This is a genomic window from Brevundimonas sp., assembly GCF_035561115.1.
Classification (GTDB): Bacteria; Pseudomonadota; Alphaproteobacteria; order Caulobacterales; family Caulobacteraceae; genus Brevundimonas.
This window is the reverse complement of the sequence record NZ_DATMYH010000116.1, coordinates 1-13620: the sequence shown is the minus strand read 5'-3', so window position 1 is coordinate 13620 and position 13620 is coordinate 1. Positions and strand designations below refer to the sequence as shown.

The window sequence follows — 13620 nt, the reverse complement described above, 5'->3', positions numbered from 1 at the left end:
CCCCGCCCCTGTCCGTCCGTCCCCGCCTCAGCGGCTGGGCGATCTGGAACATGTGCGTCGGCTTCTTCGGCATCCAGATCGGTTTCGGCCTGCAGAACGCCAACACCAGCCGCATCTTCCAGACCCTGGGCGCCGAGGTCGACAGCCTCGCCATCCTGTGGATCGCCGCGCCCCTGACCGGCCTGCTGGTCCAGCCGGTGATCGGCTATTTCAGCGACCGCACCTGGACCCGGCTGGGCCGGCGGCGGCCCTATTTCCTGGTCGGAGCGATCCTCACCACCCTGGCGCTGGTGGTCATGCCGCACTCGCCCTGGCTCTGGATGGCCGCGTCGATGCTGTGGATCATGGACGCCTCGATCAACATCACCATGGAGCCGTTCCGCGCCTTCGTCGGCGACAACCTGCCCGAGGAGCAGCGCACCGCCGGCTACGCCATGCAGAGCTTCTTCATCGGGGCCGGGGCGGTGTTCGCCTCCTGCCTGCCGTGGATTCTGACCGAGTGGTTCGACGTCGCCTCGACCGCGCCCGAGGGCGTGGTGCCGATGGCGGTGCGGATCTCCTTCTATGTCGGCGCCGCCGCCCTGCTGGCCGCCGTGCTGTGGACCGTCTTCACCACCCGCGAATACAGCCCCGAACAGATCGACGCCTTCGAGTCCGCCCGCGATGCCGGCCACGCGCCCGCCGTCGCCCGGTCGCGAACGGCCTGGTACACGGGGGGTCTGCTCTGGGCCTTCGCCGGCGCCCTGGGCGTCGGCGCAGTGGGCGCCTTCGACCTGCAGAAGGAGCTCTACGTTCTCGCCGGCTTCGTCCTCGCCTTCGGCCTGATGCAGATGACCGCGGGGGCGCTCGCGGCGGCGGGACGCTCCAACGCCCTGACCGACATCATGGGCGACATCTTCGCCATGCCGAAGACCATGCAGGGCCTCGCCGTGGTCCAGTTCTTCAGCTGGTTCGCCCTGTTCTCCATGTGGATCTACATGACCCCGGCCGTCACCGCCGTGCACTACGCCTCGCCCGATCCGACCTCGGCCGGCTATGGCGAGGGGGCCAACTGGGTCGGGGTGCTGATGGGCGTCTACAACGGCGTCGCCGCCCTGGCCGCCTTCCTCATCCCGGTCGTCGCCCACAGGATCGGCCTGCGCGGGGCCCACGCGGTCAACCTGACCCTCGGCGCCGCCGGCTTCCTCGGCGTCTTCCTGATCCGCGACCCGGCCCTGCTGTGGCTGCCGATGATCGGCGTCGGCTTCGCCTGGGCCTCGATCGTGTCGATGCCCTACGCCATCCTGTCGAACGCCGTGCCGGGCCGGAAGATGGGCGTCTACATGGGGGTCTTCAACATCTTCATCGTGGTGCCCCAGCTGGTCGCCGCCACCATCCTCGGGGCCGTGCTCAAGGCCGTCTTCGGCGGCGACCCCATCTGGGCCCTGGTCCTCGGCGCGGCCAGCTTCCTGATCGCCGCCGGCGCCAGCCTGCTCGTACCGGAGACGACACAGGGGCCGGAGACGGCATGAGGCTCGACCGCCGCGCCCTGCTGGCGGGTCTGTCCGCCCTCCCCCTTGCGGGGCCGGCCCGCGCGGACGCCCCGACCCGGGGCCGGCTGGTCGAACACCCGGCCATGCCCTCGGCCCATGTCCAGCCGCGCGACGTCACCGTCTGGCTGCCGCCTGGCTACGACGCCTCGGACGCCCGCCATCCCGTCCTCTACATGCACGACGGCCAGAACCTGTTCGACGCAGCCCGCGCGCCTTACGGCGCCGAATGGGGCGTGGACGAGCACGTCGCCCGGCTCGGCGGCGACGGTCAGATCCGCCCCCCCATCGTCGTCGGGATCCACAACACGCCGCTGCGCCTGCGCGAATACATTCCCGCCAACCTCATCCGCGCCCTGCCCGACGACATGCGCACCGACGTCCAGGCCATCTACGGCGGCGAGCCCCTGTCCGATGGCTATGTCCGCTTCCTGGTCGAGGAGCTGAAGCCGTTCATCGACGGCGCCTACCGCACCCGCCCGGACCGCGACGACACGGTGATCATGGGCAGCAGCATGGGCGGCCTGATCTCTCTCTACGCGCTGATGAAACATCCCGGCGTCTTCGGAGCCGCCGGCTGCGTCTCGACCCACTGGCCCATCCGCATCGAACAGCTGACGGAGCCGGCGGCCCTCGCCGCCTGGCGCGACCGGCTCACCGAAGCCTGGACCGGCGTGGTCCGCGCCGACCTGCCGCCGCCCGGCGCGCACCGCCTCTATTTCGATCGCGGCGACGAAACCCTCGACCAGTTCTACGCCGTCTTTCAAACCCGCATCGACGCCGCCATCCGCGCCGCCGGCTGGCCGCCCGACCGCTTCCGCTCGCTGGTCTTCCCCGGCGCGGAGCACAACGAGAAGAGCTGGAACCAGCGTCTCGACGCCCCCCTCACCTTCCTGCTTCCCCCAGCCTGACGAGTTCCGCCATGCGCCTGTCCCCGCTTCTCCTCGGAGCCGCCCTGATCGCCACCGGCGGCTGTTCGACCTTCGAGAGCCTGTCGCCCGACGGCGGCGCCCCGACGGCGCCGGACCCGGCCCCGGAGATCGTCTCCGTCGCCCCCGGCGCGCCCGGCGACAGGCCGACCTGGGTCAACGCCGCCAAGACCGGCGCCGGCGCCTCGTACGAGGCCTATGTCGATGGCCAGTACCGCGACGGCGGCCGCACCGGGACCGTCAGCCGCGTCTGGTTCTCCCTCGCCGACGGCGTCCTGACCGAGACCATGTACGGCCTGATCCACGAGGCCCAGATCAAGCAGCTGCGCTTCGCCGTCGTCACCGACACGGGCCTGTCCGTCGAGGGGACCGACACCACCAGCCGCACGGAATATCTGCACACGGACGAACAGGGGCGTCCGCTGTCGCCGGCCTACCGCGTCGTCACCACCGACCGGCAGGGCCGCTACGAGATCGAGAAGCGCGTCTTCACCGATCCGGACAGCCAGTCGCTGGTGGTCCGCACGACGGTCCGGGCCCTGAACGGCGGGATCACCCCCTACGTCCTGCTCGAGCCCCACATGGCCAATACGGGCGTCGGCGATTCCGGCGAGGCCGGACAGGGGGCGCTCTACGCCTCCGAAGGCGACGTCCATCTGGCGCTTCGGCCGACCTGGCCGTTCGAGACCGCCAGCGTGGGCTTCGTCGGCGTCTCGGACGGCCTGACCGATCTGGCCGACGGTCGACTGGACAACGCCTACGGAACCACCGGAGCCGGGACGGGCGCCATCATGCTGACCGGCGGCCTGCCAGGGCTGGAACCGGGTCAGTCCCTGAGCCGCGACTTCGTCATCGGCTTCGGCTCCACCCGGACGGCCGCCAGCAGCGCCGCCAACCGGACCGTGGCCGCCGGCCTCGACGAGGTCCTCGCCCGCTTCAACGGCGAGGACGATCGCATCGGCTGGGAAGACTACATCGCCTCCCTGACCGACCTGCCCCGCATCGCGGAACAGTCCACCGACGGCGGCAAACTGGCCTTCGCCTCGGCCCTGATGCTGAAGGTGCAGGAGGATCGGACACACGCCGGCGCCCTGATCGCCTCCCTGTCCAATCCGTGGGGCGACACCGTCGACGCCACCGAATCCTCGACCGGCTACAAGGCCGTCTGGCCGCGCGACTTCTATCAGGTGGCCATGGCCCTGATGGCCCTGGGCGACGCCGAGACGCCGGTCGCCGCCTTCCGCTACCTGCCCCAGGTCCAGGTCCGCGCCGACACGCCGGGCAATACCGGCGCGACCGGCTGGTTCCTGCAGAAGACCCACGTCGACGGCCAGATCGAATGGGTCGGGGTCCAGCTCGACCAGACCGCCATGCCGATCATGCTGGGCTGGAAGCTGTGGAAGGCCGGCCGCATCGACGACGCCGAACTGGCGGCCATGTACACGCGGATGATCAAACCCGCCGCCGACTTCCTCGTCGACGGCGGCAAGGCCGGCCTCCTGTGGAACGACCGCCAGATCGCCCCGCCCTGGACCCAGCAGGAACGCTGGGAAGAGCAGGAGGGCTATTCCCCCTCGACCACCGCCGCCGTCATCACGGGCCTGACCGTCGCCGCCGACATCGCCCGCACCTCGGGCGATCCGGCCTCCGCCGCCCGCTATCAGGCCGCCGCCGACGACTACGCCGCGAAGATCGAGGCGCGGATGTTCACCACCGCCGGCGAATACGGCGATGGCCGCTACTTCCTGCGCCTGAGCCGCAACGAGGACCCCAACGACAAACTGCCGCTGGGCGAGAACAACGGCCAGCCCGCCATGCCCGAGGACCGCATCATCGACGGCGGCTTCCTCGAACTGGTGCGCTACGGCGTCCGCGCCGCCGACGCCCCCTCGATCACCGCCAGCCTGCCCGAGTACGACGACCAGACCCGCGAGGCCCGGTTCCGCGTCCGCTACGACCTGAACGGCGTCCCCGGCTTCCGCCGCTACGGCAACGACGGCTATGGCGAGAACACCGAAACCGGCGGCGCCTACGGCGTAGGCGGCATGACGCCGGGCCAGCGCGGCCGGGTCTGGCCCATCTTCACCGGCGAACGCGGCCACTACGAGCTGGCCGCCCTTCTGGCCCATCCATCCGCCGATCAGGCGTGGAACGCGACGCAGCTGAACGCCATCCGCCAGACATATGTGCGCGGCATGGAGTCCTTCGCCAACGACGGTCTGCTGTTGCCGGAACAGGTCTGGGACGCCGTCGGCGATGCGACGCCGCACGGCTATCGGCCCGGCCAGGGCACCAACTCCGCCACCCCCCTGGCCTGGACCCACGCCGAATACGTCAAGCTGCTGCGCTCGCTGGCCGATCGCGCGGTGTGGGACCGCTATGCGCCGGTGGAGGAGCGCTACGCACGATAGTCCATTCCGGAAGCCGTCACCCCCGGGCTTGGGGGTGGCGGGTTGGCGCAAGCGGGGCTAACCAAGGCCCATGACCCAGGGCCCCGTCCTCGTCACCGGCTCGGCCGGCTTCATCGGCTTCCATGTCTCCAACCGCCTGCTGGCGCGCGGCGAGACGGTGATCGGCGTCGATAATCTGAACAGCTACTACGACCCGGCGCTGAAACAGGCCCGCCTCGACCGGCTGCTGGTTCAGCCCGGCTATCGCCACCATACGCTCAACCTTGCCGACCGCCCCGGCATGGCCGCCCTGTTCGCCGCCGAGGCGCCGCGCCGCATCGTCCATCTCGGCGCCCAGGCCGGGGTGCGCTACAGTCTCGAGGCGCCCGAGACCTATATCGACTCCAACGTCGTCGGCTTCCTGACCGTGCTCGAGGGCGCCCGCGCGGTGAAGGCCGAACATCTGGTCTTCGCCTCGACCAGTTCCGCCTTCGGCGCCAACGGCGCCCTGCCCTTCTCGGTCAAACAGGGCGTCGCCCATCCGCTGACCGTCTACGCCGCGACCAAGATCGCCAACGAGGCGATGGCCCATTCCTATTCCCACCTGTTCCGCTTCCCCTCGACCGGGCTGCGCTTCTTCACCGTCTACGGACCGTGGGGACGCCCGGACATGGCGCTGTTCAAATTCACCCGGGCCATCCTCGAAGGCCGGCCGATCGACGTCTATGGCCATGGCGAGATGGAGCGGGACTTCACCTTCATCGACGATATCGTCGACGGCGTCGTCGCCGCCCTCGACCGTCCCGCCGCCGTCGATCCAGCCTGGAGGGCCGAGGCGCCGAACCCCTCCACCTCCGGCGTTGCGCCGTGGCGCATCCTCAATCTCGGTGCCGGCCGCCGGGAACCGCTGATGCGCTATATCGCCGTCCTGGAAGAGGCGCTGGGCCGCAAGGCCGAGCTCAATCTCATGCCGGTGCAGGACGGCGACGTGACCCGCACCGAGGCGGACGTGTCGGAAACGCGGGCCGCGCTCGGCTATTCGCCCTCGACCCCCATCGACATCGGCGTCCAACGGTTCGTCGACTGGTACCGCGACTTCTACCGGGTCTGACCCGCGAAAAAGGCGGGACCGTCGCCGGCCCCGCCCCCTTTCCGTCCGTTCGACCGATCTGCTGGCCCTACTGGACCGGACGGCCGTGGATATCGACCACCTGCACGTCGGCGAACCCGAGCGCCCGGATCTTCGGCTCGATCGCCGCCCGGTCGCCGACCACCACCCAGGTCGTGGGCCCGGAACCGACGACGGCCTGGGCCGCCACGGCCGCCTGGGCCGCGGTCATGGAACCGACCGTTCCGGCATAGGTGTCATAGTAATTTTCCGGCACGCCCCAGACGACCATGTTCTGCAGCTCGCCGGCGATGGCGGCGTTGGTTTCCCAGTTGCCGCCCAGACCCAGCACCATGTTGGACCGGGCCGCCCGGATCTCTTCCTCGGTCAGCGGGCGCGAACCCACAACCTCGGTCAGTTCCCGGCGCAGCTCGGCCAGGCTCTCGGCCGTCTTGTCGGACTGGACCCCGGCGCTGACGGAATAGATCCGCTCGCCCCGGCCATAGGGCACGCCGCCGCCGGCGCCGTAGGACCAGCCCTTGTCCTCGCGCAGGTTCATGTTGATCCGGCTGGTGAAGGCGCCGCCCAGGGCGGTGTTCATCGTGTCGATCGCCGCCTCCGTGGCCGGATCGAAGGCCGGAACGACGCGACCGGCCAGAATGGTCGACTGCGGTCCCGCGCGGTCCACGATCAGGATGCGCGGCTGGCCCGACGACTCAGGCGCGTCGGCCGGACCAGGCCGGGCCGGCAGCGGGGTCGCCGGCGCCCGCCAACCGGCGAAGGCGCGCTCCAGCTTCGGCGTCAGCTCGGCCAGGGTGGTGTCGCCGACCACGACCAGGGTGGCGTTGTCTGGCCGGAACCAGGTCTCATGCCAGGCTTGGGCGTCGGCCGGGGTCAGGGTCGCGACCGTGGTCTCGGTCCCGCTGGCCGGACGTCCGTATGGATTGCCGGGCCCGTACATCTCGGCGTTCAGGACCCGCCGCGCGATGGCGCCGGGGTTCCGGTTGGCCTGCTGGATGCCGGCGACCTGCAAAGCCCGGGCCCGATCGAAATCCTCGGGCCGGAAAGCGGGGTTCAGGATGACGTCCGCATACAGGTCCAGCGACGGGTCCAGCCGCGAGGACAGGGCCGTCATGGCGACGCTGGTGGAGTTGGTCCCCGATCCCGCGCCGAGGGTGGCGCCGAGCAGCTGCAGACGGTCGCTGATCTCGAGGGCGTCGAGATCGTCGGTGCCGTTGGTCATCACCTGCGGCGTCAGCTGCGCCAGACCCGCGCGGCCGTCCTCGTCGACCACCGCCCCGGCGTCGAGGATCAGATTCATGCTGACCGTGGGCACGCTCGCGCGCTGCACGAACATGACCTTCATCCCGTTGCTCAGCTGGGCGCGTTCAATGGTCGGGAACACCGCCTGCGCCGCCTCGGTCGCCGGCGGAACCCCGGCCGAGCGGTCGACGTCCGTGGCCTGGGCCGCATAGTCGGGGAAGGGCAGGACCTGCAGGGAATAGCTGCCGTCCGTCAGCCATTCGCGGCCGACCTGGGTCAGATCCGCTGGCCGGGCCGCGACGATGCGCTGATAGGAGGCGCGCCATGCGCCCGGATCGCCATGGAACACCTCGCTCTCGGCGAGGATGTCGGACTTGCCGCCGAAGCCGCCGATCCGCTCAAGGCCCCGAACGAAGCCGGCGCCGACGCTGGTGCGTGCGCGCTCCAGCTCGGAGGCCGTCGGGCCGTCGCGCAGCAGCCGGGCCATCTCCTCGTCGACGATCGCCTCGATCCGGGCCAGATCCTGACCCGGCTTGGCCGTGACCATCACCAGGAACTGGCTGCCGATCTCGCTTTCCGAGTTGAAGGCCGCCACCTGGGTGGCGATCTGGTCGTCGAACACCAGCCGCTTGTAGAGCCGCGAGTTGCGACCCGAGCTCAACACCTGAGCCAGCATGCCGAGATGGTCCGAATCGGCCGAACCGGCCCGCGGCGTGTTCCACACCTTGTACAGGCGCGGCTGGCCGACCCGGTCGTACATCGTCTCGCGCAGTTCGCCGGTCATCCGGGCCACCATCTGCACCGGCTGGGTGACCGGAGGTCCGGGCGGGATGTCGCCGAAATAGCGCTCGATCTTCTCGCGGGCCTGCTCGGGCGTGATGTCGCCGGCCAGGACGATGGTGGCGTTGGCCGGGCCATAGTAGTCGCGGAACCACTGCTGCACGGTCGGCAGGTCGGCCGCGTTCAGATCGTCCATCGAGCCGATGACGGTGTGGCCGTACGGATGGTCGTCCGGATAGGTCGCGGCCGTGATGGCGTTCCAGACGCGGCCATAGGGCTGGTTCTCGCCCTGGCGCTTCTCGTTCTGGACCACGCCGCGCTGTTCATCGAGGCGCGCCTGGTCGATCGCGCCCAGCAGGTGGCCCATCCGGTCGCTCTCCAGCCACAGGATCGAGTCGAGGGCCGAGGTCGGGACATTCTGGAAATAGTTGGTGCGGTCGGTGTTGGTGGTGCCGTTCTGATCCGTGGCGCCCAGCAGCTCCGTGCCCTTGAAGAAGTCGGTGTTGTAGTTCTCCGAGCCGTTGAACATCAGGTGCTCGAACAGGTGGGCGAAGCCCGACCGGCCCTGCGGCTCGTTCTTGGAGCCGACGTGGTACCAGATGTTCACGGCCACGATCGGGACCTTGTGATCCTCGTGGACGATCACGGTCAGGCCGTTGTTCAGAACGAATTTGGTGAAGGGGATGTCCACGTCCGGCAGGGGCGCCAGACGCTCCTGCGTCACGGCGACGGCGGCCGGCGGAGCGGACGCCGGCGCGGCGCTTTCGGCCTGGACGGCCGCGGCGAACAGCAGGGTCGTGGCGACCCCTCCGAGCAAGGCGAGGCGACGGACGTTGCGCATGGTGTATCCCCCTGAAACCGCGACAGCGGCGAATGGCGAAGGGAAATGACACCCGGACAGCCTTCGCGCGCAATACGTGAATCATTGCAACTGTGTAATGATACCGCAATCGCGATGATCGACGGTCAGTTCGTGCCGCAAGACACGACTCAACCCCCGGCCGGCGCAGCGCTGCCGGAGAATATTGCGCCGCACACGAAATGATTTGCCTTGTGCGCTGCAATGCACTCCTATCTGTTTCCGCGGCGTCGAACGCGGTTCGGGCCGAGCCTTTCTGACCTCCCGGACGGATCCCGCGCATGACTGCCCGCCTTCTTGCCTTTCTCGTGGTCGCGATTTCGATCCTGGGCGCTGCACCGGCCCTCGCCGCCGCGCCCGCGCCTGCGCTGCTGGCCCATCAGGCGCCGCTGGGGCTGAACGAGGCGTCGTCGGCCTGGATCCTGACCTCGACGGCCCTGGTCCTGCTGATGACCCTGCCGGGTCTGGCCCTGTTCTACGGCGGCATGGTGCGGCGCAAGAACGTCATCGCCACCATCGCCCATTCCACCGCCGCCCTGGCCATCGTCACCGTCCTGTGGTTCGCCGTCGGCTACAGCCTGTCCTTCGGCTCCAGCGCGCCTTCGACCAACGGCTTCATCGGCGGCCTGCAGGCGGCCTTCCTGAACGGCGTCACCCCCTCGACCGCGCACAGCCTCGCGCCCGGCCTGCCCGAGTTCCTGTGGATCGCCTACCAGCTGACCTTCGCCATCATCACCCCGGCCCTGATCGCCGGGGCCTTCGCCGAGCGGATCAAATTTTCCGCCTCCATCCTGTTCTTCTTCCTGTGGCACCTGCTGGTCTACGTCCCGATCTGTCATCAGGTCTGGGGCGGCGGCTGGATGGGATCGCTCGGCGTGCTCGACTTCGCCGGCGGCGCGGTGGTCCACGTCAATGCGGGCGTCGCGGGCCTCGTCTGCGCCCTCGTCCTGGGTCCGCGCCACGGCCACGGCCGGGACAATATGGCGCCGCACAACCTGGCCTTCACCGCCATCGGCACGGGCCTGCTGTTCGTCGGCTGGCTGGGCTTCAACGCCGGCTCGGCCTGGGCCGCCGACGGCATCGCCGCGGTCGCCGCCCTCAACACCATCCTCGCCGCCGCCGCCGCCGCCATCGGCTGGACCGCCGTGGAGTGGATCGACCACAAACGCCCGACCCTTCTGGGCCTGCTGTCCGGCATCGTCGCCGGCCTCGTCGGCATCACCCCCGCCGCCGGCCTCGTCGATCCCAAGGGGGCCTTCATCATCGGCATTCTCTCCGGCCCGGCCTGCTACGCGGGCGCCGTCTGGCTCAAGCGCGCCTTCAAATATGACGACAGCCTCGACGCCTTCGGCGTGCACGGCGTCGGCGGCGTCGTCGGCGCCCTGCTGACCGGCGTCCTGGCCACCGCCGCCATCAACCCCGCCGCCGCCAACGCCAATCTGCTCAACCAGGCCATCGGCCTGGCCGCGGTCATCGCCTGGAGCGGGATCGGCACCTTCCTCATCCTGATGATCTGCAAATTCACCACCGGCCTGCGGGTGGCTAAAGAGGAGGAGATCGAGGGCCTCGACTACACCCAGCACGGCGAGACGATCCATCAGTAGGCCGTAAAGGAACGCGTCTGCCGGCTGGCGAGGAGTGCTGGTGAGCAAGGGGTGAGCAAGTCACTGTCGCCGCATCGGCTCACCTCTCGCTCACTAGCACTCTTCACCGGCAACGCTCCCGGCCAACCGGCGTTGAGTCAGCCATGGCGGCGCACGGCGAACTGAAAACCTATCAGGCGAAACGCAATTTCGCGGACACCCCCGAGCCGTCCGGCCGCAAGGGCAAGGCGAAATCCACCGCCCTGACCTATCTGATCCAGCGTCACGCCGCGACGCGCCTGCACTACGACTTCCGCATCGAACTGGACGGCGTGCTCAAGTCCTGGGCCGTGACCAAGGCCCCGTCCCGCGACACCCTGGTCAAACGCCTCGCCGTCGAGGTCGAGGACCATCCGCTCGACTACGGAACGTTCGAGGGGACCATCCCCGCCGGAAACTACGGCGCCGGTACGGTGCAGATGTGGGACCGCGGAACCTGGGAGCCGCAGGAGCCCGACCTCGACGCGGCCTTCGCCAAAGGCCAGATCAAGATGGTCCTGCACGGCGAGCGGCTGAAAGGAAAATGGGCCCTGATCCGACTGCGTTCCGACCGCGGCAAGCCGTCGAAACGCAACAACTGGCTGCTGATCAAGGAGAAGGACGAATTCGCCGTCCCCGGAGAGGGCGACGCCAACATGCAGATCGACGCCTCCATCGCGACCGGACGCAGCCTCGCCGAGATCGCCGAGGGCCGGAAGCAGTGGGGTTCGCCGAAGAAGACCGCCCGCGCCGCGCCGCCGAAGCCGGAGGCCCGGGCCGCCGTGACCAGCCACGCCTCCAGACCCCATGCCTTCGTGCCCATCCAGCTGTGCAGGATCGCCGACTATCCCCCGCACGGGACCGGCTGGGCGCACGAAATCAAGTTCGACGGCTACCGGCTCCAGGTCGCGTCGGGCGGTGGCCGGGGCACGGTGCGCACCCGCAAGGGCCTCGACTGGTCGGACAAATTCCCCGAGCTGGCCGCCGACGCCGCCCGCTGGCCCGACGCCGTCGTCGACGGCGAGCTCTGCGCCCTGGCCGAAAACCACATGCCCGACTTCTCGGCCCTGCAGGCCGCCATCTCGGCCGGCAAGACCGGCGACCTGGTCTATTTCGCCTTCGACCTGCTGTTCGAAGGGCCCGAGGACCTGCGCAAACTGCCGCTGTCGCACCGCAAGGCCCGGCTGCAGGCCTTCATCGACCGCATTCCGAAAGCCGCCCGCGCGCGCATCCGCTACGTCGACCATTTCGCCACCACCGGCCAGGCCATCCTCGACAGCGCCTGCCGCATGGACCTCGAGGGCGTCATCTCCAAGAAGCTGGACGCCCCCTATCAGGCCGGTCGCTCGACCACCTGGCTGAAGTCCAAATGCCGCGGCGGCGACGAGGTGGTCATCGGCGGCTGGACCTCCGAGGGCGACCGCTTCCGCTCCCTGATCGTCGGGGTGCAGGACGAGGACGCGAAGGAGGGCGGCGGCCTGCGCCACCTCGGCCGCGTCGGCACCGGCTACAACCAGACCCTGCTCAAGACCCTGCTGCCAAAACTCAGGGCCGCCGAAACCGACAGGAGCCCCTTCGTCGGCAAGTCGGCGCCGAGGAAGTCGCGCGCCGGCGGCATGACCATCCACTGGGTCAAACCCGTCCTCGTCGCCGAGGTCGAGCACGGCGGCTACACCGACACCGGCTCGTTGCGCCAGGCGGCCTTCAAGGGCCTGCGCGAGGACAAGCCGCCGGCCGAGGTGACCGAGGCCCCCCACACGCCGTCCGATCCTGCGAAGGAACCCGGCCGTCACTCCCGCACGACGGTTCTGGCCATGCCGGGAGAGCGCCGCGCCCCCGGCGGGGGAACGGGCAAGGGCAAGCTGGTCGTCGCCGGGGTGACCATCTCCAACCCCGACCGCATCCTGTGGCCCGCCGCCGACGGGAAAGCCGCCCTGACCAAGGCCGACCTCGTCCGCTACTATGAGATGGCGGCGGAACGCATCCTGCCCCACGTCGCCGACCGGCCCGTCTCGATCATCCGCGCGCCCGAGGGGATCACGGGCGAGAAATTCTTCCAGCGCCACGCCATGCCGGGCTCCAACCCGCGGCTGAAGCTGATCGACGTCAAGGAGCGCAAACCCTATGTCGGCGTCGTCGACGTCGGCGGCCTGGTCGCCATCGGCCAGTCGGGCGGGCTGGAACTGCATCCCTGGGGCTGCAAGCCGGGCGACCCCGAAACGCCGGACCAGATCACCTTCGACCTCGACCCCGACGAGGGTCTCGACTTCGCCGACGTCATCGCCGCGGCGAAAACGGTCAGGAAGGAGCTGGCATCCCTGGGCCTGAACCCCTTCGTCAAGACCACGGGCGGCAAGGGGCTGCACGTCGTCGCGCCGATCAGGGCCGACGCGAAAAGCCGCATCGAATGGGACCAGTGCAAGGCCTTCGCCAAGGCGATCTCGGAACGTGTCCGCGCCGCCGATCCGGACCATTTCACCACCACCATCGCCAAGAAGGCGCGGGGCGGAAAGATCTTCCTCGACTATCTGCGCAACGGCCGCATGGCCACGGCCGTCGCCCCCTGGTCGCCGCGCGCCCGCCCCGGCGCCGGGATCGCCTTCCCCCTGTCCTGGGCCCAGGTGAAGACCGGCCTCGACCCCCGCGCCTACACCCTCCACGACGCCGCCGCCCTGCTGAAGAAGCCCGATCCGTGGAAGGATTTCCGGGATGGGGCGGTGAATCTCCGTCCGGTGCTGAAGACGGTGCTGTGACTCCCGTCTCCTCCCTGTCGGCGAAGCCGATGGGGAGGGGGACCGCGAAGCGGTGGAGGGGCGCCGACCGCACGGGCTTCGGAAAGATACCCCTCCACCCCTTCGGGGTCCCCCTCCCCATTCGCTGCGCGAACAGGGAGGAGACGGATGACGCTACTCGCGGGATACATAGTCGGGTTGGCGGGAAAATATCCCGCCTCTTCAATCTCTTCCGCTTTTCCCGAACTGAATCATCAGCACCGGCCTGGGCGGCCCCATACTATTTGCATCCCGTCGCGGGGGAGGGCGTCTGGCGCCAGGGCCATCGCGTGCGGCGGGGTGTGATCGTTGCGGGACGCCGCAGGTCGCCCTCGGGCGGCCGGTGGCGGAACCGGACCGCGCTGGGGG

At 69.5% G+C, this 13620-nt stretch carries 7 protein-coding genes; 6 read left to right on the top strand and 1 reads right to left on the bottom strand.

The genetic code is table 11. The features are described 5' to 3' along the window. Positions 1 to 8 precede the first annotated feature (8 nt). The 4 genes from VN378_RS15790 (at position 9) to VN378_RS15775 (ending at position 5959) form a co-directional block, all read left to right on the top strand. Entirely contained in the window at positions 9 to 1511 is a 1503-nt protein-coding gene (locus VN378_RS15790) for an MFS transporter (protein ID WP_414642265.1), read from the top strand. After that, complete coding sequence (locus tag VN378_RS15785) at positions 1508 to 2440, top strand: alpha/beta hydrolase (RefSeq protein ID WP_325744512.1); 933 nt, start codon at positions 1508 to 1510, stop codon at positions 2438 to 2440. Before VN378_RS15790 ends, VN378_RS15785 begins: the two co-directional genes overlap by 4 nt. Positions 2441 to 2451: 11 nt before the next feature. Continuing rightward, on the top strand, positions 2452 to 4869 hold the full coding sequence (locus tag VN378_RS15780; RefSeq protein ID WP_325744511.1) for a glucan 1,4-alpha-glucosidase: 2418 nt from the start codon (positions 2452 to 2454) through the stop codon (positions 4867 to 4869). Between the two features lie 70 nt (positions 4870 to 4939). After that, complete coding sequence (locus VN378_RS15775; RefSeq protein ID WP_325744510.1) at positions 4940 to 5959, top strand: NAD-dependent epimerase/dehydratase family protein; 1020 nt, start codon at positions 4940 to 4942, stop codon at positions 5957 to 5959. Between the two features lie 67 nt (positions 5960 to 6026). Here the strand turns inward: VN378_RS15775 and VN378_RS15770 are convergent, their stop codons facing one another. Beyond that, positions 6027 to 8840, bottom strand: a complete 2814-nt coding sequence (locus tag VN378_RS15770) for a pitrilysin family protein (protein WP_325744509.1) — start codon at positions 8838 to 8840, stop codon at positions 6027 to 6029. A gap of 299 nt (positions 8841 to 9139) precedes the next feature. Between VN378_RS15770 and VN378_RS15765 the strand changes: the two genes are divergently transcribed. Next, the gene (locus VN378_RS15765) at positions 9140 to 10462 is read left to right on the top strand and encodes an ammonium transporter (RefSeq protein WP_325744508.1); all 1323 of its coding nucleotides are present in this window, start codon (positions 9140 to 9142) and stop codon (positions 10460 to 10462) included. A gap of 143 nt (positions 10463 to 10605) precedes the next feature. Further along, a complete protein-coding gene (gene ligD, locus VN378_RS15760; RefSeq protein WP_325744507.1) occupies positions 10606 to 13233 on the top strand; it encodes a DNA ligase D in 2628 nt (875 codons plus the stop codon). Positions 13234 to 13620: the final 387 nt, after the last annotated feature.